Below are 25177 nucleotides of genomic sequence, written 5' to 3' on the forward strand. Positions count from 1 at the left end.
CGAATATGAAATGCTTCCATTTTTTTAATAAATAATTTTATGCATCATAAACCGTTTGCAACATCAACCAGATATTGTCCATATGCAGTCTTCATCAAAGGTTCTGCAAGCTTAAGCAACTGCGCTTTATCAATAAATCCCCGGCGATATGCAATCTCTTCAATACAAGAGATATACATGCCCTGTCTCTTCTGGAACGCTGCAACAAAATCAGCTGCATCCAAAAGCATATCATGATTTCCTGTATCCAGCCATGCAAATCCCCTGCCAAGCGTCTCAACCATAAGGTCTCCTCTTTTGAGATACTCATTATTGACACTTGTTATCTCGATTTCCCCTCTTGCAGATGGCTTAACATTCTTTGCAATCTCAACGACATCGTTATCATAAAAATATAACCCCGGAACTGCGTAATTTGACTTTGGATGTTCTGGTTTTTCTTCAATAGAAAGTGCCTTACCATTCTCATCAAACTCAACAACGCCATATTCTCTCGGATCTTTTACATAATATCCGAATATTGTTGCACCCTTTTCTCTTGATGCTGCACTCTTTAAAACCTTTGAGAAGCTCTGTCCATAGAAGATGTTATCTCCCAGCACAAGAGCCACATTATCATCACCGATAAATTTCTCCCCGATTATAAATGCATCGGCAAGTCCTCTCGGACTCTCCTGCACTGCATAAGAAAAATTCATACCCAACTGCTCACCTGTACCAAAAAGTTCTTCAAATACAGGAAGATCACGAGGTGTAGAAATAATCAATACTTCCCGGATGCCTGCTAACATCAGTGTTGACAATGGATAATAGATCATCGGTTTGTCATACACCGGCATAATCTGCTTGGATACCGCTTTTGTAAGCGGATATAATCTTGTTCCGGATCCCCCGGCTAAAATAATACCCTTCATAGAAATCTCCTTTCATGAATCATATCCCTATATACGACGTACGCACATAAGCCGTACCTCCTCTCCGCTTCGCGCCGAGTCGGTCGCATTATGCGCCGTATGAAATCATCTATAATTGCCGATTTACGAACAAGCTCGCACCGGCATTATAGATGATTTCGCACATCTTATTTATTTGCGTACATGTCCTCGTAATATTTCTGGTAGTCGCCACTCGTTACATTCTTCATCCAATCCTCGTGTTCGAAGAACCAAGCGATTGTCTTCTTAATACCAGTTGCAAAATCTGTCTCCGGATACCAGCCTATCTCTGCCTTGATCTTATCTGGTGCGATGGCGTATCTTCTGTCATGTCCCTTACGATCTTCCACATAAGTGATCAAATCTTTGGAAACAAGTGCACGTCTCGGATCACCTGCCGGAAGCATCTCCTGCAAAGTGTCAATAATAATATTGATAATCTCAATATTCTGCTTCTCGTTATGTCCACCAACATTGTAAGTCTCGAACAGACGTCCCTGTTCCTGAACCATGTCAATTGCCTTGGCATGATCTTCAACGAACAACCAGTCACGCACATTTTTACCATCACCATAAACAGGAAGCTTCTTGCCTTGCAATGCATTATTGATAATCAAAGGAATCAGCTTCTCCGGGAACTGGTAAGGTCCATAGTTGTTACTGCAGTTTGTGATATTGGCCGGGAACTTGTAAGTATCCATATAAGCCTTTACCAGCATATCTGAGCTTGCCTTGCTTGCAGAGTATGGGCTATGTGGCTCATATGGAGATGTCTCATAGAAAAATGCATTCTCATCATCCGGAAGAGATCCATATACTTCATCCGTAGATACATGCAGGAACTTCTTTCCTTCCTTGAATGATCCATCCGGAAGCTCCCATGCAGCCTTTGCACAGTTCAGCATAACAGCTGTACCAAGTACATTCGTCTGTACAAATACTTCTGGGTGCTTGATGCTTCTGTCTACATGTGACTCTGCTGCAAAATGTACGACACGGTCGATATCATTTTCTGCAAAAATCTTAGAAATTGCTTCCTTGTCACAGATATCTGCCTTTACAAATGTATAATTCTCACGGTTTTCAATATCTTTCAGATTCTCAAGATTTCCAGCATACGTGAGTACATCCACATTGATAATACGAATCTCGTTATCATACTTCTTAAACATGTAATGAATGTAATTCGAACCGATAAATCCGGCTCCACCAGTTACTAAATAAGTTCTCATCTTATTTCCTCCTTAAAAATTCTTTTTTATTTTTGCTTCAAAATTTCGTCTACATGTATTATACAAGGTGCCCTTAGGGCATAGTCAAGTGTTTTTTTATTTTTTTGCAACAAATATTCCTGCATCCTTCGTAATATGAAATCCACCTGCTGTTTTTTTCTTCATAAAAGTCCGAAACTCTTTATATTTATGTGCAATATACTGATTCTGATTCCCATGACACGACAAAACATACGAAATCAGCGGTTCTGCATCATTAATTTCTATTGCATCCTCATACTGTTCCCAGGAAATATCGTGAAAAACCTCTGACAAAATTTCTTTACCATTTTCCTTTCCAAACCGGTCATACAGATTTTCCGCAGCCAGTATAATACGATTATCAAACTCCGACACTAACTGACTGATTTCTTTCATATGTGCTGCCCCATAAGTTCCCGCCACCAGTTTACCTCCAGGCTTTAACACCCGTCTGATTTCCCGACACGCCTTTTCAATATCTTCACAATAAAATAATACATGATTGGCAATCACCAAATCAAACGATGCATCCGCAAACGGAATCTCTTCACACCCACAAATTGTATAAGAAAATACCGCATCCTCCCTGCTGATTTCGCGTCTCGCATCGCGCAGCATGCCATCAGAAATATCTGTGACCGTAATAGAAACATCCGCTGGCAGTCTTTCTGCATTTTCCACCCAGATATCACCTGCGCCGCAGCCAAGCTCCAGAATCTTCTGCCCTGCTTTTATCTGCATTTGCTCATAAATCCATGGAAACCATCCCTGTTTATTTACCGAATACTGCCTGTGCAGGTTGATCCGCGCCATGATATTGGAAGCATCTTTATACTGCTTCTTCAGTATGCTCTCCAGATCCGTTACCTGTATCAATTCAAAAAGCTTCGACCAATCCACTTCCCGGTCAGCCTGCAAATCATCCGTTGCCTCCCGGATTGTACTCGACACCAGTTGCAGTTGCTCAATGCGGTCTTCCACCAGCTTCTGCTGGATATTCAGAGAGTTGACGATAAAATGCTTGTCCGCATCGTCCACCTGCATCTCTTTGATATCACTGAGCGAGAATCCAAGATACTTTAACAGAAGAATCTGCTGGAGCTTCGCGAGATCCTTCTCCGTGTAGTAACGCGCGCCGGAATCGCTGACAAAGGATGGTTTCAGGATATCCTTCTCGTCGTAGTAGCGGATGGTTTTCTTCGTAATATTCGCTTGTTTCATAAACTCGCCTGTCGAGTAATATCCTTCTTTTTTCATAGTGTTTTTCCTTCAAACCACGGAACACTGACGGGTGAAAAATCAAATTCAAAAAATTCACGTTACAATTTTTATGAATTTGATTTTTCATCCCGGCGTGTTCCTTACATACTGAATAAATTAATAATATCTATTCAAATATAGATATTACTTCTCCGTTGTGCTTACCTTTATACTCTGATTTTATTATAATTTTTTGTATTACACAAGGCGAACTGTTTTAAGTGAAGAATATTTTCAAAATATTTTTACATTCCGTTTTTCCTTTACCAGAACTCCGGGATGTAAAAAGTCCACCTCACAAAAATTGTAACGTGAATTTTTGGAGGTGGACTTTTTTACAGCCTGGAGTTCGTCCGTAAAGCAACTCGCAAGCCAAAATTATTTACTTAATTCTTCGCGCAGAATACGGTTAACCTCGGATGGATCCGCCTTCCCCTGCATTGCCTTCATCGTCTGTCCGACAAGTGCACCGATTGCTTTCTCCTTACCGCCTTTGAAATCCGCAACAGACTTCGGATTCTTCTCGATTACCTCTAAGATGACAGTACGAAGTGCGCCCTCATCATTGACGGTCTTCAAGCCGTGTTCCTCCACATAAACTTCCGGATCGATATCCTCTGCAAATACCTTCTCGAACACTTCCTTCGCAACGGTACCATTGATGACTTTGTCATCGACCATCTTGATGATAGCTGCAAGGTTCTTCGCTGAGAATTTTAAGTCATCGGCATCGATGGATGCTTCCTTCATCAGACGCATCGTCTCAACCATCAGCCAGTTCGATACCTTCTTTGGTGCTGCACCAAGTGCAATCGCCTCCTCGAAGATATCAGCCAGCTTCTTGGAGTTCGTCAGAATGTCAATATCATAATCCGGAATATCATACTCTTCCTTGTAACGGATGCGCTTCTCGTCGCGCAACTCCGGCTGACGGCTGCGAATCTCTTCCATCCATTCATCGCTGATCATAACCGGAACCAGATCCGGATCCGGGAAGTAACGGTAATCCTGTGCATCTTCTTTCGAACGCATCGCATAGGAATATTCCTTTGTATCATCCCATCTTCTTGTCTCCTGGATGACCTTCTCACCGGATTCAATCAGATCGATCTGACGCTCCTTCTCGTTCTCGATGGCTCTCGCAATCGCCTTGAAGGAGTTCAGGTTCTTCATCTCGGTTCTTGTACCGAACTTCTCTGCACCGACTTCACGGACAGACAGGTTGACATCGGCACGCATGGACCCTTCGTTCAGCTTGCAATCCGAAGCACCAAGGTACTGGATAATCAGTCTTAATTTCTCAAGATAAGCAATGACTTCCTCTGCGGAACGCATATCCGGCTCGGATACAATCTCAATCAGAGGCACGCCCGAACGATTGTAATCAACCAGCGAGCTGTCTGTATACGGATCATGTACCAGCTTACCTGCATCCTCCTCCATATGAATCTCATGAATACGGACATATTTCTTATTCCCGTCAACCTCGATCTCTACCTTACCATTCCGGCAGATCGGATAATAAAGCTGCGAAATCTGGTAGTTCTGCGGGTTATCCGGATAGAAATAATTCTTACGGTCAAACTTACAGTTCTGTGTGATTGTACAGTTCGTTGCAAGACCAACCGCAACTGCTTTCTCAACTACCGCCTTATTGAGCACCGGAAGGGATCCCGGCATACCGGTACAAACCGGACAGGTATGTGTATTCGGTGCACCGCCAAATGCAGTCGAACATCCACAGAAAATCTTCGTCTTCGTGGCAAGCTCTACGTGAACCTCCAGGCCGATGACTGTCTCATATGTTTTACTCATTAGATAAGCCCCCTTTCTGCTTCCACGGTGCCAAGAGCATCCGGACGCTTATAAGTCTTTGTACATTCAAATGCATACGCTGCGCGGATGATTGATTTCTCGTCAAATGTCTGTCCGAGCAGCTGCATGCCAACCGGCATACCATCCTTATCCTGTCCGCATGGAAGGGAAATACCCGGCAGACCGGCAAGATTTACAGATACTGTATAAATATCTCCCAGATACATCTTGATCGGATCACTTAAAGATTCGCCCATCTTCAATGCCGTCGTTGGTGCAACCGGTCCTAAGATCACATCGTATTTTGCAAATGCATCGTCAAAGGCTTTCTTGATCAGCGCCTTTGTCTTCAGTGCCTTTACATAATATGCATCGTAATAACCGGAGCTAAGGACGAAAGAACCAAGCATGATACGACGCTTTACCTCTGCACCAAAGCCTTCGGAACGTGTCTTCTTATACATATTGTGAAGGTCGCGGTACTCTGCGGTACGGTAACCATATTTCACACCATCGAAACGCTCTAAGTTTGAAGATGCCTCCGCAGATGCAATGATATAATACGCAGGAATCGCATATTCTACCATACCAAGGTCGAACTCTTCCACGATCGCGCCCTTTTCTTCAAGCTTCTTTGCAGCTGCAAGCACAGCAGTCTTGACATCCTCGTCGATACCCTCTGCGAAATAATCTCTTGGAATACCGATCTTCATGCCCTTTACATCGTCCACTAATGCAGATGTGAAATCATCCTCCGCCTGTGCATAGGAAGTGGAATCCTTGTCATCATGCTTACAGATGGCTTCGAGGATTGTTGCACAGTCTGTTACATCCTTGGCGAGTGGTCCAATCTGATCAAGCGAGGAACCATACGCGATCAAACCATAACGGGACACTCTTCCGTATGTCGGCTTGATACCTGTCACACCGCAAAATGCGGCTGGCTGACGGATACTTCCACCTGTATCGGAACCAAGTGCATATGGAATTTCCTCTGCAGCAACGGCTGCTGCCGAACCACCGGAAGAACCGCCCGGTACCTTGTCTGTATCCCACGGATTTCTTGTCACACCATAGTAAGAAGTCTCGGTTGTACTTCCCATGGCGAACTCATCCATGTTTGTCTTTCCGATGATAACCGCGCCTGCCTCCTGCAGTTTTTCAACGGCAGTTGCTGTATACGTCGGAACGAAATTACTCAGAATCTTGGAAGAACAGCTTGTAAGCATGCCATTGATACACATGTTATCCTTGATGGCAACCGGAACACCTGCCAGCGGTCCGGTAAGCGCTCCACTGTCAATCTTTGCCTGAATTGCTTTCGCCTGTGCCAGTGCGCCTGCCTCATCCACAGTGACGAAACAGTTATATGTCTCGTCCAATGCTTTGATTCGCTCCAGACACGCCTTCGTTGCCTCTACGACGGTCACTTCTTTGTCTTTAATTTTCTTGCCGAGTTCAACGGCGGTTAATTTCATTAAATCTTTACTCATCTATACCGCCCTCCTTAGTCAAATGTCTTCGGCACTTTATAACAGCCATCTTTTTGCTCTGGTGCATTTGCCAGAAGATTGTCTCTGTCATCCGAATTTGTCACAACATCCTCACGGAATACGTTGCTGACCGGAAACGCATGGCTCATCGGTTCCACGGAATCGGTATCGAGCTCATTTAATTTGCTGACGTATTCCAGCATATTCGACATATCCTGCTTCGCCTGCTCTTTTTCCTCATCGGAAAGCTCGAGCTTTGCCAGAATACCTACATAATCAATTGTTTCGTCTGTAATTGTCATATTTTCCCTCCTGTTATGCTTGCGAATCTACATATTCTGGTTTGCGGATAAGCAATTATCTCGTAAGAGTTGTCATGATTCATAAGTCTACGCAGACGCGCTTCCGCTCGGTTCAGCACGCAACGGTACTAAATTCGTGCTCCGCACTCATTAAGTGTCGGCGTGCTTCAACGGTCTGCTTTAGACTTATAAATCATTTCCAACTCCTTATACATATCTAAGTATCGTTATCCGCAAACACATATTTTATTATCGCAAGCATTTCATGCGAAAATCAACCTTCATTGCTACTGGCGTACTTTGATATGAACTTCACGCAGCTGCTGCTCTGTGACTTCGTTTGGTGCGCCACACATGAGATCCTGTGCGGTTCCACTCATAGGGAATGGAATAACCTCTCGGATATTCTCCTCGTTACGAAGCAACATGATCATACGATCGACACCCGGAGCCATACCTGCATGTGGTGGTGCTCCAAACTGGAATGCATTGTAAAGTGCTCCAAACTTCTCCTCCAGAACACTCTTATCATAGCCTGCAATCTCAAATGCCTTCTCCATAATCTGCATGTCATGATTACGAACGGCACCGGATGAAAGCTCCACGCCATTACATACGATATCGTACTGGTATGCAAGAATCTCCAATGGATCTTTCTCATTTAATGCCTCTAAGCCGCCCTGTGGCATAGAGAATGGGTTGTGTGTAAATCCAATCTTCTTCTCTTCCACATTGTACTCAAACATCGGGAAGTCGTTAATGTAGCAGAAACGATATGCATTCTTCTCAAGCAAGTCAAGGCGGTTACCAAGCTCGGTACGAATCTGTCCTGCAAAGAGAGCTGCCTGCTTCTCTGTATCGGCGATGAAGAAAATCGTATCAAGTTCCTTCAAACCTGCGAGATCTTTGAGCTCCTGCTTCATATCATCCGGAATAAACTTGTCGATTGGGCCCTTGTAAGAACCATCTTCCAATACTTCGAGATATCCGAGTCCGCCCATACCGATAGACTGCGCGAACTTCAGCATCTTCTCATGCTGTCCCTTGGAAAGCTTCTTCTGTACTGCAATCGCACGAACGGTCTTGCCATGGAATGGTGCAAATGTACATCTCTGGAAGAACTCTGTCACATCGATGATCTCAAGCGGATTGCGAAGATCCGGCTTATCTGTACCATATTTCAGCATTGCTTCCTTGTAGCTGATGATTGGGTATGGTGCTTCTGTAACGGTGTATCCCTTCGGAGCGAATTTCTTAAATGCTGCGGTAAGCACTTCCTCGCCAACCTTGAATACGTCTTCCTGGGTTGCAAAACTCATCTCGAAGTCGAGCTGATAGAACTCACCTGGGGAACGGTCGGCTCTTGCATCCTCATCTCGAAAACAAGGTGCAATCTGGAAATATTTATCAAATCCGGACACCATCAAAAGCTGCTTGTACTGCTGTGGTGCCTGTGGAAGTGCATAGAACTTACCCTTGTATCTTCTGGATGGCACGATATAATCACGTGCACCCTCCGGGGAAGATGCGCAAAGGATTGGTGTCTGAATCTCCATGAATCCCATCTCTGTCATCTTCTGACGCAGGAATGAAATTACGTTGGAACGGAAGATCATGTTCTCCTTTACCTTGCGGTTACGAAGGTCTAAGTAACGATATTTCAGGCGGACATCCTCACGGACTTCCTTGGAGGTTGTCACCTCGAACGGAAGCTGCTTGTACACCTTTCCTAAGATATCTACCTCATGTGCTTCCAGCTCGATCGTTCCGGTTGGAATCTTCGGATTGTATGTCTCCTCATCACGATGCTGTACCAGTCCTGCTACGGAGATGCACTGTTCCTTGGTAATTCCATCGAGCAACGTTGTATCTCGCATAACAACCTGCATTACACCATACATGTCACGTAAATCCACGAAGGATACACCACCGTGGTCACGGATGTTCTCTACCCATCCTGCCAGTCTGATTTCTTTTCCGACAAGGTCTTCTGATACCTGCGCCATTGTCATGTCTCTGTAAATGTTTGCCTGCATTTTCCTATCTCCTTTTACTTGCTACTGTAATGCAAAATATGTTTTACTCTTTCTCATATATATTCTAATATAAATTCATTCCATATAGGATGTATTGGAACTAAGAAGAACTAAATGTTCTAAATCCAATTCCCTCATTTCGAACGCCACCGTCGCCAATTCGCCATCCATGGCTCAGTGGCGACTTGTTTGAACATCGTGTTCAAACATGGCTGGCTCTCTCAAAGAACATTAAGTTCTTCTAAAGTTCCAAACATATCTATATTCCATGAATTTATACCAGAATATATATGCTATACACTTTGTAACATATTTTGCATTTAACATTCCCTTGCATTAAAAAATCCCGAAGTCAAATGTGCTTTGACCTCGGGACGAATGTACATATGTTACATCCGCGGTACCACCCGCATTGAAACCATCTGTAATAAATATATATAAGACGGATTCCTCTCTTCATTCGTAACGTGAATGCTCCGGATAAACCTAGACCTCTTAGAATTTGAAAATCCACGTAGGCTTCAGCCTATCAGCTCCGGTAGTGTTCCACCTGGCATGGTGTCATGTTATGGCTCTCAGTCGGTGACCATATTCCCTGTCATGTCCTGTTGTCGGTAGTCTCCTTCAACGCTTTTTCCCTATAATTGTCTCGATTATAAGCTAATTATCGGCAAATGTAAAGGGATTTATACAATTTTTTTATTCCTTTACCAGATCACAGGTCTCGTATTTCAGGATCTTCCGGAGTGCTTCCGGACTCACCTCCACCTGATAGCCGATCTTTCCTGCCGAGAACATAATTGTCCCAAAATCATTGGCGGTCTGATGGAAGAACGTGCGGAACTGCTTCTTCATTCCAAGTGGCGAACATCCGCCATGAATATAGCCGGTTAACGGTAGCAATTCCTTGGACTTGATCATCGCGATGGATTTTTCACCGGCAGCCTCTGCCGCTTTCTTCAAATCAAGCTCCTGATTGACCGGAATCACAAACACATAGTGTTCGCCGGATTTGCCGACTGTGACCAGTGTCTTAAATGCCTGATCCGGATCCTGGTGCAGTACCTCGACAACCTCCATGCCGCCGACCGCATCCGTGCCTGCATAGCAGTAATGTTTGTATTCGATTTTCGCCTGATCGAGCAGACGCATCACATTTGTTTTCTCTTCTTTTTTACCCATGTTGTTGCCTCTTTTCTATTTTGCTTATTGAGATGTATGGGCACTGCCAATCACATTTTGTCATAATATGAATCAATCAGAGCACAATCCATAATCAACACATAAAATACATTTCCATAATATCGGTTCTTTACGATTCTTCCATGATCGAATACAGGACGATACGTTCCGTCTTTTTTCGCGAAGCGGAATTTGACATAGTCATTGTTTCCACTTTTCTCCGAATCAATCTGCTTCCAGATGCTCGTCTCAACCGCATCCTGTTCCTCCGGATGAATCAGATTCCGGAATCGCTGATCCGTATATGCAAGAAACTCTTCGTAGTCCTTACATCCTGCAAATTCTATCAACTCCTGATTCGCAAATAAGATGCGGTCATTCGTTTTATCTGCAATGTATATCAGAAATGCCCCCGGCAGATTCCTTGACACATCCTGAAGTGCAAATCCCAACTGGCTTCTATTCTGCACTTTGTAGTTACCCTCATACGCGCAGCAACTATGCTTTCCGTGTAATTTCACCGCATAAAGTGCCATATCCGCACAGCGGATTAATTCCGATACATCATCACAATACTTCGGATATTCTGCATACCCAAGCGAAATATAAAATGGACGTTTCTCTCCATTCTGTGTGATATATCTAGGCTGCAAGGTGAATTTCTCGATCTTTTCCTTCGCTTCTGCCTCCGTCATTCCTATCAGAACCGCCGAGAATTCATCGCCACCATTTCTGCATAGAATCGCATCCTTTTCAAAAGCATTCCGCATACTCTGCGCAAGTATCCGAAGCGCGGTATCACCTGCTTCGTGTCCATACATATCATTGATAAATTTGAAGTCATCAATGTCTGTCTGAATTCCCACGCAATGCACATCCGGGTTATCCTGTATTGCACTTTTGATTTGTTCATCAAACCCATCCCGGTTCAAAAGTCCGGTTAGTGGATCCGTGATTGCTATCTTCTTTAATACCTCCCGATGGAATTCGATTACAAGAATGACAATCATCAATCCCGTCAAAAATAATACAATAAAAAAGCCAAGAAACAGATTGGGAAGTATCTTCCGCCCTTGCTTCCATCCCTCTTTTGGCGTAACCGCCAGATAAAATGTACAATCTCCGAATTCAAACGTATATGTAACCGGATCTGTCAGATTCTCCTTCGAAAAGGATATTATCTCGCGTTCTTCCGAAAGTGGAGTAACCATCTTAGTCAGACAGTAATCATACCCAAAATCCGTAAGAGCCTGCACCGACTCTTCAAAAATTTCCGGAACCCGGATGATCACAATGGTAAATCCCCAGAATACAGGATTCCCATCCGCCGCCTCAAGATAGACAGGGTTGCGAACTGCAATTCCACAGCCTCCCTGCTTTAAATCAAAAGGTCCCTGCATCGTTACACAGTTGTTATCTCTTCCATAGCGGCAGATTTCTCCACGACTTTCATCATGAAGCAGGTCTATCTTTCCTGCCTCATTTCCTTCCGCTGGGTAAATCTCTGTGACAACCCCATCCGGTGCAATTTGTATGCTTTGAACAAAATCTGACATCAGATTCTCAGATACCTTTTCAAAATTGTCAATTGTCCCATTCCCGCTGATTATGATCGCTTTCAGTGTATCGGCAATAGCAACCCCGCGGTTCATATCGTCGCGCAGTCGTTCCGCATAGGTGCTTGCATTCAGCTCCGTAATCATCCGCACCTGTTTTCGGTTTGTATCATAAGAATGATGTATAAATGCTGTCAAAATCAAACATCCGACTACAAAAGTCAGCAACGGCAACAACCATTTTTTATTATATTGTTTCTGAAGAAATCTCATTATTTTGTGTGTCTCCTCAATCCGCATTCAGTCTCGTTCGATTAAATAAATTGTCCTATATTTTATCGTATTTTTTTCCATTTGACAATCCAATGATTTCTTCCGACTTCGTCACATTGTTCATAATTTCTGCATTCTTTCTATCTTTATCGTCCAATTATATATTTCTTCCTTGATATTGAACTGTCACAACAAAAACCTTCTTTGAATCCTTGTCTATCTTAAACACTACAACATAGTTATCAATAAGCAACTGCTTATAACCCTTTCCGGCATACCTTCCAACCAAACGATCTTGATGCGCCTCAGGTATTTGTTCCAATGTTCTTAATGCATCCCATATTCTATCTGTTTGTCCCTTCGCATTTTCAGGTGACATTTTTTCAAGTGCAATATATGCGTAGATATCATCTATGTCACGAAATGCTTTAGGATATAACATAACGTCATATTTATCCATAGTATTTCTGATTTAACCTTTCGATCGCACGATTCATTGATATTGGTTCTGCACCTTCTTCAACTTCCTTTTCCGCCTCAAAAATAGCCTGATCGATTCTATTAATTTGCGCAAACCGCTCATATAATTCTGCACTCATTACAACCAAATCGCTATATCCATTTTTGGTTACAAAAATTGGCTCTTGTTGATTATGAGCTAATTCAGATATCTCACTGGTATTTCTCAAATCTCTAATAGGAATAATTGTCGGCATTGTATACACCTCTCTTTCTTGTGTCACCATTGTAGCATTATTATGCTGCAATGTAAATTAAAATATCCGTAAAGTGAAATTTTTAATCGTATACTAAAAAAGAGAAAACCTCTCTCTGGGAGCAAGCTCCCTTCCGACAAGCCATGCCCCATTCGCACCCCTTCGGGGCGCTTCATGGACGGCTGGCGCCGTATAATAAAAAGAGAGAAAACCTCTCTCTGGGAGCAAGCTCCCTTCGATGTTTTCTCTCTTTTTATTGCATGGCTTGTAGCTTAACCAAAGTACCTCTTAAGAAGTCCCTCTAATGCTTTGCCATGTCTTGCTTCGTCTCTTGCCATCTCATGAACCGTGTCATGGATTGCATCCAGATTATTCTTCTTAGCACATTTTGCAAGGTCAACCTTACCTGCTGTTGCGCCATATTCGCAGTCAACTCTCCATGCAAGGTTCTTCTTAGTAGAGCTTGTCATGTTTGGCTCTAAGTCCTCACCTAACATCTCAGCAAACTTTGCTGCATGCTCTGCTTCTTCGTAAGCTGCCTTCTCCCAGTAGAGACCGATCTCAGGGTAGCCTTCACGGTGTGCGATTCTTGCCATGCAAAGGTACATACCAACCTCTGAGCACTCACCATTGAAGTTTGCCTTAAGCTGATCGAAGATAAACTTCTTATCCTCGTCGCTGATTTCCGGGTTGTTCTTAACAGTAGAAGCATATACGCCAAACTCATGCTCTGCAGCCAGTGTCATCGCTCCGTCTTCTACTTTCTTGAACTTATCTGCGCCAGCATGGCAGATTGGGCACTCTGCCGGAGCTGCGTCACCTTCATAAACATATCCACAAACTGTACATACAAATTTCATAATAAATCTCCTTTCATTCTTCCACATGTTTATACACATGATATACTTTGCTATAATATCTGCAATTATACAAAATGATACTTACGAGAACTGATTGATCCACATTTTTCTAAATCAGTAATGATTATCATTTTTGTTATTGTTAATATAGCACACCATATTCTGACTGTCAACCTGTATTTTCATAATTTACAGATTTTTCACAATTACATCCTATCATGCCGCCGGACGATTCCATGTATATTTTCACACTTTACCAGCTCATGCATACAACCGCAGCACTGCTGCTTGTACCAAACCTGATTATTCCATATTAACTTTCATATTCCGCCGACCCATGCAAGTATAGATGATACAATACGCACACGCTTATCTATATATAGTTCCACGATTTCGCGAATCAACATATGTACAGGCATTTCCATTACTTGCCACATTAAAATCAAAGTATCTGATCATGTAGATGTGCATACATAGCATTTCCATACTTACCACATGAAAAATGAGGTCCTATGCATCCATAGAACCTCATCGGATACACAAATTGTTTCATCGCCATACCACTGTCACAATTCATGTATCTTATTATCCAAGCATATTATTTACAACTTCTTCCAGATGCATACCATTCGAGCCTTTGATCAGCACGATATCTTCCGGCTGCATCACAGAAAGCAGATACAAAGCAACCTCGCCATTGTCCTTGAAGCTGTAACAGTTGATATCCGAGTTGCTGTCCTTCACGCCCTGCATGATATGCTGTGCCAGATCCCCGACCACGACCAACTCGTCGATTTTCTTCGTCGCCACGTATTTTCCGACTTCATAATGATACTGCTCTGCATTTTCACCAAGCTCGAACATATCGCCAAGCACCGCAATTTTCTTACCCGTTGTTTCCAGGTCCTCCAGCACATCCAGACTTGCCTTCATGGAATCCGGACTTGCATTATAAGTATCATCGATAATCGTATATTTGCCCGGAACACGAATCAGCTTCTGACGAAGCCCCTTAAACTTGGAAAGTCCGGCTGCTGCCTTCTCCAGATCCAATCCCATATAGTCTGCGATCGCAAGACCGACCAGTGAATTTCCGACATTGTGCCTGCCAAGTGCGTTGAGCCGCACATGCACACGCGTGTCTCCATGCACGAAATCATATACATACTGGTAATCTTCCATATGAAGATTCTCTGCCCGGTAATCGCAGTCCGCACCAGTGCCGTATGTAAATGTACGGACGCCGGTATCACCTTTCACTTCTACAAGCAGTGCATCATCGCCATTTAGGAACAGCACACCATCCGGGCTCATATGATTGATAATCGACAACTTCTCTTTGCGGATATTCTCACGCGTCTTCATAAATTCGATATGCGCAACACCGATCATCGTCACGACACAGATATCCGGCTTCACCATGTCAGACAGAATCTCCATCTGTCCCGGTTCGCTGATACCCATTTCAAGCACGGCTGCCTCTGCGTTCTCGTCAATCCGTCGAAGGGTCAGCGGCACACCGATCTGGGAATTGAGATTGCCCTCGGTCTGGTAGACATTTAAGCATCCCGAAAGCACGGTTGCTATCATCTGTCTCGTTGTCGTCTTTCCAACACTTCCGGTCACGCCGATAACCGGCTTCTTAAACTTCCTGCGCACGTAAGCGCCAATGTCCTGCAATGCCTTTTCTGTATCACTCACATAGACAAACGGTTTCTCCGATACAACAATATCGGTATGCTGTGATGTCAGAGTTGCCGCACCTGTGTGAAGTGCGCTCTCGATAAAACGATGCGCATCGACCCGCTCCCCGATGATCGGGACAAACAAATCACCCGGCTTGATCTCCTTGGAATTGATGCAGACATCTTTGATCTCTGTATTTTCATCGCCACACAGCAATACGCCGCCTGTTGCTTCCAATATATCCTTTATCGTTAATCTGTACATAACGTCCTCCCGATTGGAATTACCATTTATAAACTATACTATTCGCCAAAGACTTCGCTGTTTCTTCATCCTTCAGAATTGTAACCAATGTGAGTGCAAATGCAATCGCCGTTCCTACGCCCCGGCTTGTCACGAAGTTTCCGTCGACAACGACCGGCTGCTCCTGCCAGTTTGCACCAAACAGCTTATCCTCCATGCCCGGATAGCAGGTTGCATTCTTTCCTTCGAGAAGTCCCATCTCTCCATAGATGGTTGGTGCTGCACAGATTGCTGCAAGCAGCTTACCATCCTTATTTGCTTTTCGGATCAGATCTGCCAGACCTTCATGCGCCTTTAAATGCAGGGTTCCCGGCATACCGCCCGGAAGCACGATCACATCCGGATCGTCCTGCTCTTCAAAGAGCTTATCTGCCAGCACGGGAATCTTCCGTGCTCCGGTGATTTCCTTCCGTCCCATGATGGATATCATATCTGTCTCAATGCCTGCGCGCCGCAGCAGATCTACAGCGGTCAGCCCTTCGACCTCTTCAAAACCATCTGCAAGATATACATTTACTTTACTCATATGCATCCTCCTTGCCCTGCGCATCATGAAACCGGTTGATTTCCGACCCGCAAACATGTATATTCATATTCTAAAATTCCACTTTCCTTCTATTATAAAATACATTATAATTTACAAGGAATTATTGATTGGTTATGGTTTTACGAATTTGTATCCAGCAAATGTTACAATTCCATCCCATAATTACATGTAGTATATAATAGTTTGGGAAAATCTTCAAGATATTCCAGACACGGAGGAACAAAATATGGAAATCGAACGCAAATTTTTATTTCATAAACTGCCAGATCAGCTAGACACATACCCACATTACGGCATTGAGCAGGCATATGTGACAACCAATCCGGTGATCCGGGTACGCAAGAAAACCTTATACGACGCAGCATCTGCAATCTCCGATTACCAATACGTCCTGACTGTCAAAAGCAGTGGTATGTTAGCCAGACAGGAATTTGAACTTCCGATTGACGAAGATGCTTACCGGACACTCTGCGCCAAAGCAGACGGCAATGTGATTGCGAAAACGCGCTATAAGATTCCGCTTAATCAGGGGCTTACCTTAGAGTTTGATATCTTTGAAGGATTGTTTGATGGACTTGTTATGGGTGAAGTGGAATTCCCGGATGAAGAATCAGCCAAGAACTACACTTTACCGGATTCTTTTGCAGTGAAAAAAGAAGTGACGTATGATACGCATTTCCACAACAGTACGATGAGTGCCATGCGCAAAGAGGAAATCACGCAGTTTATCGCATCGCTTTCTGCCTGATATCCACAGAGAATAGAAATTTTATCGTTTCGACGCTCAGATGCAATGTTCCAAGCAGCAACAAACTGATAATGTTCGCTGTCAGTACAGAGAACAAAAGATTTGAGTTCATGGTGTCAAACTCCGTGAACTTTATAATTCCAACGAATCCTCATTTAATACATAAATACCATCTCATCGTTTTAATTTTCGAATATTCGGATTAACATTTCTTCTATCGTATTGTATTATCTATTCATAAAAGAAATGGGTTTTGTGCCAAGTAAAGCCCTATGGCTCCAACGGGGTGCTCGTTTCTTTTTTTTATCCAGAATATCACACTGATCCCGAATACCCACTTGGCAGATCAGATCCGATATATATCACATCGCCGGTAGACGCCACCTTATAAAAATCACCGACATATTATTTCAAATATGCCCGCACTTTCTTGTCCGCTCTCTGTATCTGATCGTCGATATAATTCAATCATATATCTTCATGGCACAATACCCTTTCCTCTGCTTTTTCATTTCCGATTTTTCGGATATTGTGTCATGAATAGTCTCTTTTATCAATACTCTAACAGCCCTATAAACTTGAAGTTATTTTAATACATCAAAGAAGTGTGCCTATCCATGCAATCGCAACACAAATAGGTATGTATATAATAAAATGTATAATATGTGTCTTTTTGTTGTAGCCAAACATATGCGGTCCCACTATACCTTTAAGTTCCGGATAAAAATGCGGAAAGAAGTTTGAGTGGCAGAGCAACACCCAATCAAAGAATACTATATCATAAAGCTCCATGACATAAAGCATGATCAGAAAACGCACAAAGAATTTCAAAAAACTAAAATCGTTTCTTACACCATCCCATATCCCAAGAATAATCGCTCCTATAAATAGCAGGATTGCAATAGTAGCTATAAATCCGCCTATAATATGAGCGCCACGAAATCTCTCTTTTTTTTCGGGAATCACAGCAAGATTCTCTTTAGGTGCAGAAGAGAAAAATTTCTTATCCTGAATAAAACCAACTACACTATACAAAAGCAGAAAATAACCTGCCATAATCATCAGCGTTGCAATTATTGTTATTATCATCTTAGTCTTATCCTCCTATAAATCATGATTTGCATTATATCTTTATCTCGCAGACAGCCACATCACCAAAAGTCCTACCGGCAAAGCAATCACCGCCTGGCTGAACATTCCTATCACTGCATATTTAATATGATGCCAATAATCATGGTAAGCATCCACCAAATCCTCAGTTCCCGGAATTATCATCCTCTTACTATGGCAAAACCACAGACAATCCACGACCAATGCGTCAAACCACATCTCAGCTACCCACATAATATATCCGTGAAACCATCCTTCAAAGAACGTGCGCGCACCGCCGATATAGTACGCCAATGCCGTCTGCAAAAATATGTATCCGATAAAAAGTCCCAGTTTTCCTATCGTTGCTTTCCTCGCAAGTTTCCCGGAACTTTCCTGAATCAATCCAAGCTCTCTGCATCGATCCTGTATCGCCTTGGGGTATTCCTGTATCATGCCAAGCTTCCCCTTCTTTGCCATATTGATACCGCAAATTGTGTAAATGATGACATTAAAAATAACGATTTCTAATAAGTAATTCATTTTGCCTCCTTTGGAAGAACTTATTCGTCTACCATAATCCAATCATGCAGCGCCGCCGAAAGTCTTTTGTCTATGTCTATTCTTGCTGCTTTCATCGCCATTTCCTTTCGCCAAATTCCGATTCGTTACCTTCTATTCTAATTACAAATCAAATTAGCAAGCTTCATAGTTAGTTCATGCTAACCATATTAGCACATTCATTACTGAAAGTAAACAGATCTTCTACAAGCGGTGCTCATCCATCATTTTTTACAGGAATACTTTTTCCTCTGCAAAGATAATAAGTCACCAATCCTGCTGATATGCCTTGTGAGATTACAGTTGCCAGTGCAGCACCTCTTACTCCCATATGAAATACATTTATAAATACTGCATCCAACAGAATATTTGAAATTGCACCTATGGCAACATTATACATGCTGACAAATGTATTCCCCTGTGCAGTAATGAAAGCATTCAACCCCAGTGTGAGCTGTGTAAATAATGTTCCCAGGCAATAAATCTGCATATAATCTGTAGCAAGAGCGGCCACACATTTTTGTGTTCCTGTCAAGTTTTTTATAAAAAAAGACCCCAGTATTATTTTCTAATACTGAGATCTTGATTTGTCATCTTAACTTAATGACATTGAGCAACAGCCCCTTTGTATTTTTACAAGTTTCGACCTAAAAAAACAATTATTGCACATTCGCATTATACAATTCCTTAAAATAAGAATCCGTATGTAATAGTTCTTCAAAAGTCCCTTGTCCAACAATCTTCCCTTCTCTAAAGAGAATAATTCTGTCAAAACCGGCAATGGAATTCAATCTATGCGCAATCGCAATGACCGTTTTATCTTTCATTTTTAGCATAACCGATTTCATTACATTTTCCTCGGTTAAATTATCCATTGCAGATGTTGCTTCATCCAAAACGACAAGTTCAGGGTTTTCAAACCACAAGCGTGCGAATGCAAGTCTTTGTTTTTCTCCTCCTGATAAGCAAGTACCTTTCTCTCCAATTTCAGTATCTAAACCTTCCGCAAGATTCTCAACCAAATGAGATAATTGCACTTCCCTCAATGCGTCCAGCATTTGTTCTTCTGACACATTCTTCTCAAATACCAGATTTTCCTTTATTGTTCCATCAAAAACAGGAACATCCTGCGATATGTAGCTGACTCTGTCATACAAATTATTAAGGCAAATTCCACTTAACTCCATATTACCTAAGTAGATTTCTCCCTGATTGTATTTTAGTAATCCCAGTAATATCTTAATCACCGTGGATTTCCCAGAGCCACTTTCACCTACAAAAGCTATTTTTTGTCCCTTTTTTATGAACAGGCTCAAATCATCAATAAGTTTCCGTTCTTCATATTGGAACGATAAGTTTTTTATCGATATTTCACCAATGTCCGTATGAATTGCGTTACCGTTTCTTAATTGGTTATCATCTTTTAAATCTAAAAATTCTTCAAATCTCTTATAGGATGCCTTGTCCAATTTATATTGAACATAAAGTACATTAAAAATAGCTATCGGCGTGTAAGCATTTTCAATCAGCGCAATGAGTGCAACTATAGAACCCACTGTAAGATTTTTTGTTTTCCATGCGTAAAATAAAATACCAATATCTAACATTGCCACAAGTAGCGCAAATATTGTAAAAAAAGCTTCATGAATCATATTCATTTTTACTTTTGATGATACAATATCCTCTTTTGCACTACGGGTTTTCTTTATTTCACTCGGAAACTGTTTGCTCATACGGAACACCAGCATTTCCATAAAGCCCCTGACCAGAAAATGATTGAATAGCTCCTCACTGTTCAAAATCTTTTCTTTTATTTTGTATAGAAACTTTAGCAGAATATTGGTTATTATAAAAATAAGTATATAGCCTACAAACAATATGTAAGTAATTTTTTTATCAATCTTCCAAATAAAATATACACTAAAAACAATAGTAGGAAGTAAATCACGAATCAAACGCAACCAGAAATTGAATACCACATTTCTGCCTGCGGATGAACCATTCTCAATCCTTTGAACAAGTTTTCCAGTACCTATTTTCTGATATTCCGTATAATCCATTGTACTTATTTTTCTAAGCGATAAAAGCTTAAAATCCAAATAAATACCATACTCCAATTTCTTTTCTGGATAATTATCCAGATAATTCATACAATAATTTACCAGCAAAATAAGACCGTAGGTTATAACTCCCGCAAATGTAAGTGTTCCAGCCGCCAATCCATCAATAACCTTCTGAAAATAGTCCGTTTTGTAATTAGCCATAAATGCATTAAATATACCTAGTCCAATGTAAGCCAATACCCATAATTTGTTATTCTTTAGAATTTCTTTTATATAGCGCATAACTGTACTCCTTTAATATTATATTTCAATCATTTGGACAGTACAGTTAACGACTGCTAGCAAGTTTATTTTCACCTCAGCACAATCTGCCAACAGTTTACATCAACTGTACTGAGTAGATACCTCGAATAATTTTCATATCCGCTTCACCTCTTTTTATAGTTTTATGCTTTTTTATTTTCCCGTGTTTCCAGTACTTCTGTGGTAATTACATCCACATCATATTCTGGAGCATATTTCTTCACGATATCGTAAATTGGCTGGATATCTTTGACAGATTCTTCGAGTTCATCCGCAATCTGTTCAAGTGTTTTATTCTTCTGCAATACAGCGGTTCACCGCATCTCTGATTGCGGTCTCATAATCCTTGTCGCCCTTTTTTGCCTTTGCAAGATTCTCATTTACATATCCAACAAATATCATATACTCCCGCAGTGTCTGGCTCCGCTTTTTCAAATCCTCATTGTTTCCCGGATTGATATTATATACGGTACACATCACTTTTGTACTCTCTGTTTGCCATATTTCGTCCTCCTTTGGCTTTCGCAGGAGAAATCCATCTGCAAACATAGACTTAAACTATCTTCCTTGAATACCCCTGCATCTTAAATTAAATGAATTGAATTTAAAAGCATGAATGTTCAAGAATAAATAATTTGACTATTCGTAGAAAGCAGCTGTCTTGCAGCTACTATATGAAACTTATGCTTTGAAAGTAGGCTAACATAATTAAACTATGCCGTCAAGGACTTTTTCAAAAACGCTTGACAGATATTCCAGACACGGAGGAACAAAATATGGAAATCGAACGTAAATTTTTATTTCATAAACTGCCAGATCAGCTAGACACATACCCACATTACGGCATTGAGCAGGCATATGTGACGACCAATCCGGTGATCCGGGTACGCAAGAAAACCTTATACGACGCAGCATCTGCAGTCTCCGATTGCCAATATGTCCTGACTGTCAAAAGCAGTGGTATGTTAGCCAAACAGGAATTTGAACTTCCGATTAATGAAGATGCTTACCGGACACTCTGTGCCAAGGCAGACGGCAATGTGATTGCGAAAACGCGCTATAAGATTCCGCTTAATCAGGGGCTTACCTTAGAGCTTGATCTCTTTGAAGGATTGTTTGATGGGCTTGTTATGGGTGAAGTGGTAATCCGGAATTCATTTTAATATCCATGATCAACATGTTGCCATTGTCCGCCATTTGTTCTAACTAAAATCCACTTCCAATCATTGTATGTACTATTTGGATTCAGAGAACCATCTCCTCCAGATGAATCAACATCGAACGAAGATAGCAAAACAATGACTTCATCTGCATTGTTCCTATCTGCCCAATCTTGATGGTCTTTAGAACTGTCATCCCCTGCATAATAAATTTCTGTAAGAGTACATCCATTCCAGTTGCTCTTAAACTCTTTTTTTATGGTGTCAATAGCAGTTGCAATGTCCTCTTCAGAATATATTTCAGATTCTACATTATGCGTATTTACTTCATTAACATTTCCGCCACAAGCACTCAAACTAAATACAAGCAGAATACATAGCATTGCACATACAATCTTTTTCATAATTCACACTACCTCCATCAATTGCGATTTATCACTTATCAATTTCTATTCTCTCAATCTTAAAAATAACAGGTCTTGTACCGTCATTACAGCAAGTAATCATAGCCCTACTTTTATTATATACAAATACCATCTTAACGTTTTAATTTTCGAATATTCGGCTTGACATTTCTTCTACTATATTGTATCATCTATTCATAAAAAGAAATGGGTTTTTTGTCGTGTACAGCCTTACGGCTCAATCGGGTTGCTCGTTTCTTTTTTTATGTCTATTACGTCATACAAATACAGTTTCCCATCCTCTGAATATCTTACAATCAGCGAAGCATGAAAAATGTTATACCTCTCCACCTCTTCATCATCTCTATATACCGGAATTGCAAATCTTGAATCATAACGATACCAGCCATACATTGCATTTCTCCAATGCTTGCTCTCCATATTTTCCCGAAAATGTTTTCCTACTGCTATTTCTATCATTTCAGGAATTCCTTGTACAGCATTTGCTTTCGCTTTCGCATTTGTTCCTTTGATACTATGTGTATATTTTGATCCGCTATACTCACTTGGCAGATCATCCCCAATATATATCACATCGCCGGTAGACGCCACCTTATAAAAATCGCCAACATATTTTTTCAAATATGCCCGCACTTCTTTCCAATCGATGGAACGTTTTCCTTTAAATCGAATATCATTAATCACCACAATATTGTTCCCATCAATATCCTGAATAACGGAAACATTCCGCTGCTGTTTCTTGAACCGGGCACTATCGTTGATTTGCTTGCAGACATCAAGAAGTGCAAGGTAACTGATCATTCTTCGTCTGCTCTCTGTATCTGATCGTCGATATAATTCAATCATATAATTTTCATCTGTTATATAATCGTTGGTTGCAGTCTGTTCTGCATTTTCTTCGTCACAAAGTAATTCCATAAGCGTCATATCCAGTGCCTTACATATAGACACCAGTTTATCCGCCTGTGGATTAATCTGCTTCTTTCGCCAGTCACTGATCGTACTGGTCGCAATACCGGTTCTTCTGGACAGTTCCGTCTGGCTCATATGTAATTCTTCAAGTCTTGCAAATATTTTCTCATATATCTTCATGGTGCAATACCCTTTCCTCTGCTTTTCTATTTCCGATTTTTCGGATATTGTATCATAAATAATCTCTTTTATCAATACTCTAACAGACCTATAACCCGGAATTCATCTATCTGCATCGCAGCCATCTGCAAATATCGACCACCTGCACACCCTGATAATCATAAGTTTCATGATGTGTCCTTGCAATTACCATCTTAGGATATGCATCTCGTATTGCAAGCAATGGCGAATATTCCCTCTCAAATGTTGTTTCATCTGAAATATTGTCACTTACCTGAATGTATATCAGTGTGTCTCGTTTCTTTGCTACAAAGTCCACTTCTTTTTTATAAAGTTTACCAACATATACCTCATAACCTCTCCTTCGTAACTCCAGATAAACAATATTCTCATAAACCCTTCCAAAGTCCATATTTCGTGTACCATTGACTGCATATCGAAATGCTGGATCGCAAAGATAAAACTTACTATTGTTTTCGAGATATTTTTTTCCCTTTAGGTCATACCGTTTTGCCTCATAAAATAGAAATGCGTTCTCTAAATAACCAATGTATTTTGATACTGTCTTTCTGGTAATCTCTCTTTGGTCATTATTTAATGTCTTGCAGATATTATTGGGAGAAAGCAGGTTGCCAATATTATCCATCATAAATTCAGATATACTGGCAAACTCTGATGTATTTCTTATTCTATATTTCTCAACCAAATCTCTTATAAGAATAGTCCCATACACATCTCTGATATAATCATACTGTCTATCCTCTGTCTTATATACATAAGCTCCCGGCATACCACCGGTTCGGACATACTGATCAAATGCATCATCATACCCATCCGTAATTCCATAATAAGTCAGATATTCCACAAAAGAAAAAGGATATACCTTTATTTCCATCGTTCTTCCAGTAAAAAGTGTTGCCAAATCTGAACTTAACAAAAATGCATTTGAACCGGTAACATAAATATCATAGATTCCTTTTGTATAAATACTATTGATTGCAAGTTCGAACTGAGGGCACATCTGAACCTCATCAATCAATAATACGTTATTCATTCCCTCTTTATATTGTCCCAAGATATACTTATGCAATGCATGATATTCCAGCAAATGATCAAACTCTAATTCCTGAAGGTTTATCATTACAATATTGCTCTTTTCCTCTAACGACTGCAGATAAGTGATAAATTCCTGCAGCAAAACAGACTTGCCGCTTCGTCTGATGCCCGTGATTACTTTTATATCTGGCGTCCCATATAATTCAATCAATTCATCTAGATACTTTTGCCTTACAATAAACTGCATATCACTATCTCCCATTCCCATTTTTTGAAATTTCTTTATATTTTGGTAATACATTTCATGCATATTTTAGCACAGTCAGCTGCTTCTGTCCTTATTCTATTCCCATTTTTTTTAAATAATTCATTTTCTGGTAATGGCATTTTCTTATAGAGCAAAAAAGCAGCAGACATTTCGTAAGCGCATGGTTTGACGTTTACATTCTATCTGACTATATTT

The 25177-nt window shown here is 41.2% G+C and carries 26 protein-coding genes; 2 read left to right on the plus strand and 24 right to left on the minus strand.

All coding sequences use genetic code 11. The features are described 5' to 3' along the window. Positions 1-44: 44 nt before the first annotated feature. The 14 genes from rfbA to ACZQK9_RS05980 form a co-directional block, all read right to left on the minus strand. On the minus strand, positions 45-914 hold the full coding sequence (gene rfbA / locus ACZQK9_RS05915; protein WP_178017439.1) for a glucose-1-phosphate thymidylyltransferase RfbA: 870 nt from the start codon (positions 912-914) through the stop codon (positions 45-47). Between the two features lie 167 nt (positions 915-1081). Further along, complete coding sequence (gene rfbB, locus ACZQK9_RS05920; protein ID WP_178017440.1) at positions 1082-2167, minus strand: dTDP-glucose 4,6-dehydratase; 1086 nt, start codon at positions 2165-2167, stop codon at positions 1082-1084. Positions 2168-2263: 96 nt separating this feature from the next. Continuing rightward, entirely contained in the window at positions 2264-3445 is a 1182-nt protein-coding gene (locus tag ACZQK9_RS05925) for a MerR family transcriptional regulator (protein ID WP_178017441.1), read from the minus strand. A gap of 381 nt (positions 3446-3826) precedes the next feature. Beyond that, positions 3827-5263, minus strand: a complete 1437-nt coding sequence (gene gatB, locus ACZQK9_RS05930) for an Asp-tRNA(Asn)/Glu-tRNA(Gln) amidotransferase subunit GatB (protein WP_483269961.1) — start codon at positions 5261-5263, stop codon at positions 3827-3829. Continuing rightward, positions 5263-6756 (minus strand): Asp-tRNA(Asn)/Glu-tRNA(Gln) amidotransferase subunit GatA, encoded by a 1494-nt coding sequence (gene gatA / locus ACZQK9_RS05935; RefSeq protein WP_483269962.1) that lies wholly within the window; start codon positions 6754-6756, stop codon positions 5263-5265. Before gatA ends, gatB begins: the two co-directional genes overlap by 1 nt. A gap of 14 nt (positions 6757-6770) precedes the next feature. Beyond that, entirely contained in the window at positions 6771-7058 is a 288-nt protein-coding gene (gatC, locus tag ACZQK9_RS05940) for an Asp-tRNA(Asn)/Glu-tRNA(Gln) amidotransferase subunit GatC (protein WP_177982154.1), read from the minus strand. 287 nt (positions 7059-7345) lie between these two features. Then, positions 7346-9094, minus strand: coding sequence for an aspartate--tRNA ligase (gene aspS, locus ACZQK9_RS05945; protein ID WP_117781542.1), 1749 nt, complete (start codon positions 9092-9094; stop codon positions 7346-7348). A gap of 699 nt (positions 9095-9793) precedes the next feature. Continuing rightward, positions 9794-10276 (minus strand): Cys-tRNA(Pro) deacylase, encoded by a 483-nt coding sequence (ybaK, locus tag ACZQK9_RS05950; protein WP_483269963.1) that lies wholly within the window; start codon positions 10274-10276, stop codon positions 9794-9796. Positions 10277-10326: 50 nt separating this feature from the next. Next, positions 10327-12105, minus strand: coding sequence for a diguanylate cyclase domain-containing protein (locus ACZQK9_RS05955; protein ID WP_483269964.1), 1779 nt, complete (start codon positions 12103-12105; stop codon positions 10327-10329). 157 nt (positions 12106-12262) lie between these two features. Next, positions 12263-12565, minus strand: coding sequence for a type II toxin-antitoxin system RelE/ParE family toxin (locus ACZQK9_RS05960; protein ID WP_483269965.1), 303 nt, complete (start codon positions 12563-12565; stop codon positions 12263-12265). Continuing rightward, entirely contained in the window at positions 12558-12821 is a 264-nt protein-coding gene (locus tag ACZQK9_RS05965) for a type II toxin-antitoxin system prevent-host-death family antitoxin (protein ID WP_483269966.1), read from the minus strand. Before ACZQK9_RS05965 ends, ACZQK9_RS05960 begins: the two co-directional genes overlap by 8 nt. A 272-nt stretch (positions 12822-13093) precedes the next feature. Continuing rightward, positions 13094-13684, minus strand: a complete 591-nt coding sequence (locus tag ACZQK9_RS05970) for an NADH peroxidase (RefSeq protein ID WP_117781549.1) — start codon at positions 13682-13684, stop codon at positions 13094-13096. A 582-nt stretch (positions 13685-14266) separates the two neighbouring features. Beyond that, positions 14267-15631 (minus strand): UDP-N-acetylmuramoyl-tripeptide--D-alanyl-D-alanine ligase, encoded by a 1365-nt coding sequence (locus ACZQK9_RS05975; protein ID WP_483269967.1) that lies wholly within the window; start codon positions 15629-15631, stop codon positions 14267-14269. A 19-nt stretch (positions 15632-15650) separates the two neighbouring features. Continuing rightward, positions 15651-16196: a DJ-1 family glyoxalase III gene (locus ACZQK9_RS05980; protein WP_483269968.1), complete on the minus strand. Its 546-nt coding sequence runs from the start codon at positions 16194-16196 to the stop codon at positions 15651-15653. A gap of 247 nt (positions 16197-16443) precedes the next feature. Here ACZQK9_RS05980 and ACZQK9_RS05985 point away from each other — a divergent pair, with 247 nt between their 5' ends. Beyond that, complete coding sequence (locus tag ACZQK9_RS05985) at positions 16444-16965, plus strand: CYTH domain-containing protein (RefSeq protein ID WP_483269969.1); 522 nt, start codon at positions 16444-16446, stop codon at positions 16963-16965. Positions 16966-17562: 597 nt separating this feature from the next. Here ACZQK9_RS05985 and ACZQK9_RS05990 read toward each other — a convergent pair. The 6 genes from ACZQK9_RS05990 to ACZQK9_RS06015 all read right to left on the minus strand — a co-directional run bounded on the left by ACZQK9_RS05990 (position 17563) and on the right by ACZQK9_RS06015 (position 21530). Beyond that, entirely contained in the window at positions 17563-18054 is a 492-nt protein-coding gene (locus ACZQK9_RS05990; protein WP_483269970.1) for a hypothetical protein, read from the minus strand. Positions 18055-18096: 42 nt separating this feature from the next. Then, positions 18097-18597, minus strand: coding sequence for a hypothetical protein (locus ACZQK9_RS05995; RefSeq protein ID WP_483269971.1), 501 nt, complete (start codon positions 18595-18597; stop codon positions 18097-18099). 235 nt (positions 18598-18832) lie between these two features. After that, a complete protein-coding gene (locus ACZQK9_RS06000; RefSeq protein WP_483269986.1) occupies positions 18833-19180 on the minus strand; it encodes an MATE family efflux transporter in 348 nt (115 codons plus the stop codon). Positions 19181-19274: 94 nt separating this feature from the next. Then, positions 19275-20960, minus strand: coding sequence for an ABC transporter ATP-binding protein (locus ACZQK9_RS06005; protein ID WP_483269972.1), 1686 nt, complete (start codon positions 20958-20960; stop codon positions 19275-19277). A 164-nt stretch (positions 20961-21124) separates the two neighbouring features. Beyond that, complete coding sequence (locus ACZQK9_RS06010) at positions 21125-21286, minus strand: hypothetical protein (protein ID WP_483269973.1); 162 nt, start codon at positions 21284-21286, stop codon at positions 21125-21127. Beyond that, positions 21273-21530 (minus strand): hypothetical protein, encoded by a 258-nt coding sequence (locus ACZQK9_RS06015; RefSeq protein ID WP_483269974.1) that lies wholly within the window; start codon positions 21528-21530, stop codon positions 21273-21275. Before ACZQK9_RS06015 ends, ACZQK9_RS06010 begins: the two co-directional genes overlap by 14 nt. Positions 21531-21757: 227 nt before the next feature. Between ACZQK9_RS06015 and ACZQK9_RS06020 the strand changes: the two genes are divergently transcribed. Beyond that, entirely contained in the window at positions 21758-22144 is a 387-nt protein-coding gene (locus tag ACZQK9_RS06020) for a CYTH domain-containing protein (RefSeq protein WP_483269975.1), read from the plus strand. On the opposite strand, the gene ACZQK9_RS06025 is transcribed toward ACZQK9_RS06020, so the two are convergent. The 4 genes from ACZQK9_RS06025 to ACZQK9_RS06040 all read right to left on the minus strand — a co-directional run bounded on the left by ACZQK9_RS06025 (position 22141) and on the right by ACZQK9_RS06040 (position 24961). Further along, positions 22141-22545 carry an LptM family lipoprotein gene (locus ACZQK9_RS06025; protein WP_117781533.1) on the minus strand — a complete coding sequence of 135 codons (405 nt, stop codon included), beginning with the start codon at positions 22543-22545 and terminating at the stop codon, positions 22141-22143. The two genes, ACZQK9_RS06020 and ACZQK9_RS06025, sit on opposite strands and share 4 nt — an antisense overlap. Positions 22546-22576: 31 nt before the next feature. Further along, entirely contained in the window at positions 22577-22678 is a 102-nt protein-coding gene (locus ACZQK9_RS06030) for a TIGR04076 family protein (RefSeq protein ID WP_117781532.1), read from the minus strand. Positions 22679-22776: 98 nt separating this feature from the next. After that, the gene (locus ACZQK9_RS06035) at positions 22777-23658 is read right to left on the minus strand and encodes a helix-turn-helix domain-containing protein (protein ID WP_483269976.1); all 882 of its coding nucleotides are present in this window, start codon (positions 23656-23658) and stop codon (positions 22777-22779) included. 106 nt (positions 23659-23764) lie between these two features. Continuing rightward, positions 23765-24961, minus strand: coding sequence for an ATP-binding protein (locus ACZQK9_RS06040; protein WP_117781531.1), 1197 nt, complete (start codon positions 24959-24961; stop codon positions 23765-23767). Positions 24962-25177 lie beyond the last annotated feature (216 nt).

The organism is Wujia sp. (assembly GCF_056872695.1).

Coding starts and splice junctions, on each gene's coding strand:
- ACZQK9_RS05990 (WP_483269970.1), bottom strand. CDS start 18,054: ATGATAATAACAATAATTGCAACGCTGATGATTATGGCAGGTTATTTT.
- ACZQK9_RS06025 (WP_117781533.1), bottom strand. CDS start 22,545: ATGAAAAAGATTGTATGTGCAATGCTATGTATTCTGCTTGTATTTAGT.
- rfbA (WP_178017439.1), bottom strand. CDS start 914: ATGAAGGGTATTATTTTAGCCGGGGGATCCGGAACAAGATTATATCCG.
- ACZQK9_RS06030 (WP_117781532.1), bottom strand. CDS start 22,678: ATGGTATTTGTATATAATAAAAGTAGGGCTATGATTACTTGCTGTAAT.
- ACZQK9_RS06040 (WP_117781531.1), bottom strand. CDS start 24,961: ATGCAGTTTATTGTAAGGCAAAAGTATCTAGATGAATTGATTGAATTA.
- ACZQK9_RS06015 (WP_483269974.1), bottom strand. CDS start 21,530: ATGTTTGCAGATGGATTTCTCCTGCGAAAGCCAAAGGAGGACGAAATA.
- ACZQK9_RS06020 (WP_483269975.1), top strand. CDS start 21,758: ATGGAAATCGAACGTAAATTTTTATTTCATAAACTGCCAGATCAGCTA.
- ACZQK9_RS05955 (WP_483269964.1), bottom strand. CDS start 12,105: ATGAGATTTCTTCAGAAACAATATAATAAAAAATGGTTGTTGCCGTTG.
- gatC (WP_177982154.1), bottom strand. CDS start 7,058: ATGACAATTACAGACGAAACAATTGATTATGTAGGTATTCTGGCAAAG.
- ACZQK9_RS05925 (WP_178017441.1), bottom strand. CDS start 3,445: ATGAAAAAAGAAGGATATTACTCGACAGGCGAGTTTATGAAACAAGCG.
- gatA (WP_483269962.1), bottom strand. CDS start 6,756: ATGAGTAAAGATTTAATGAAATTAACCGCCGTTGAACTCGGCAAGAAA.
- ybaK (WP_483269963.1), bottom strand. CDS start 10,276: ATGGGTAAAAAAGAAGAGAAAACAAATGTGATGCGTCTGCTCGATCAG.
- ACZQK9_RS05980 (WP_483269968.1), bottom strand. CDS start 16,196: ATGAGTAAAGTAAATGTATATCTTGCAGATGGTTTTGAAGAGGTCGAA.
- ACZQK9_RS05995 (WP_483269971.1), bottom strand. CDS start 18,597: ATGAATTACTTATTAGAAATCGTTATTTTTAATGTCATCATTTACACA.
- ACZQK9_RS05960 (WP_483269965.1), bottom strand. CDS start 12,565: ATGGATAAATATGACGTTATGTTATATCCTAAAGCATTTCGTGACATA.
- rfbB (WP_178017440.1), bottom strand. CDS start 2,167: ATGAGAACTTATTTAGTAACTGGTGGAGCCGGATTTATCGGTTCGAAT.
- gatB (WP_483269961.1), bottom strand. CDS start 5,263: ATGAGTAAAACATATGAGACAGTCATCGGCCTGGAGGTTCACGTAGAG.
- ACZQK9_RS05965 (WP_483269966.1), bottom strand. CDS start 12,821: ATGCCGACAATTATTCCTATTAGAGATTTGAGAAATACCAGTGAGATA.
- ACZQK9_RS05985 (WP_483269969.1), top strand. CDS start 16,444: ATGGAAATCGAACGCAAATTTTTATTTCATAAACTGCCAGATCAGCTA.
- ACZQK9_RS05975 (WP_483269967.1), bottom strand. CDS start 15,631: ATGTACAGATTAACGATAAAGGATATATTGGAAGCAACAGGCGGCGTA.
- ACZQK9_RS06035 (WP_483269976.1), bottom strand. CDS start 23,658: ATGAAGATATATGAGAAAATATTTGCAAGACTTGAAGAATTACATATG.
- aspS (WP_117781542.1), bottom strand. CDS start 9,094: ATGCAGGCAAACATTTACAGAGACATGACAATGGCGCAGGTATCAGAA.
- ACZQK9_RS06005 (WP_483269972.1), bottom strand. CDS start 20,960: ATGCGCTATATAAAAGAAATTCTAAAGAATAACAAATTATGGGTATTG.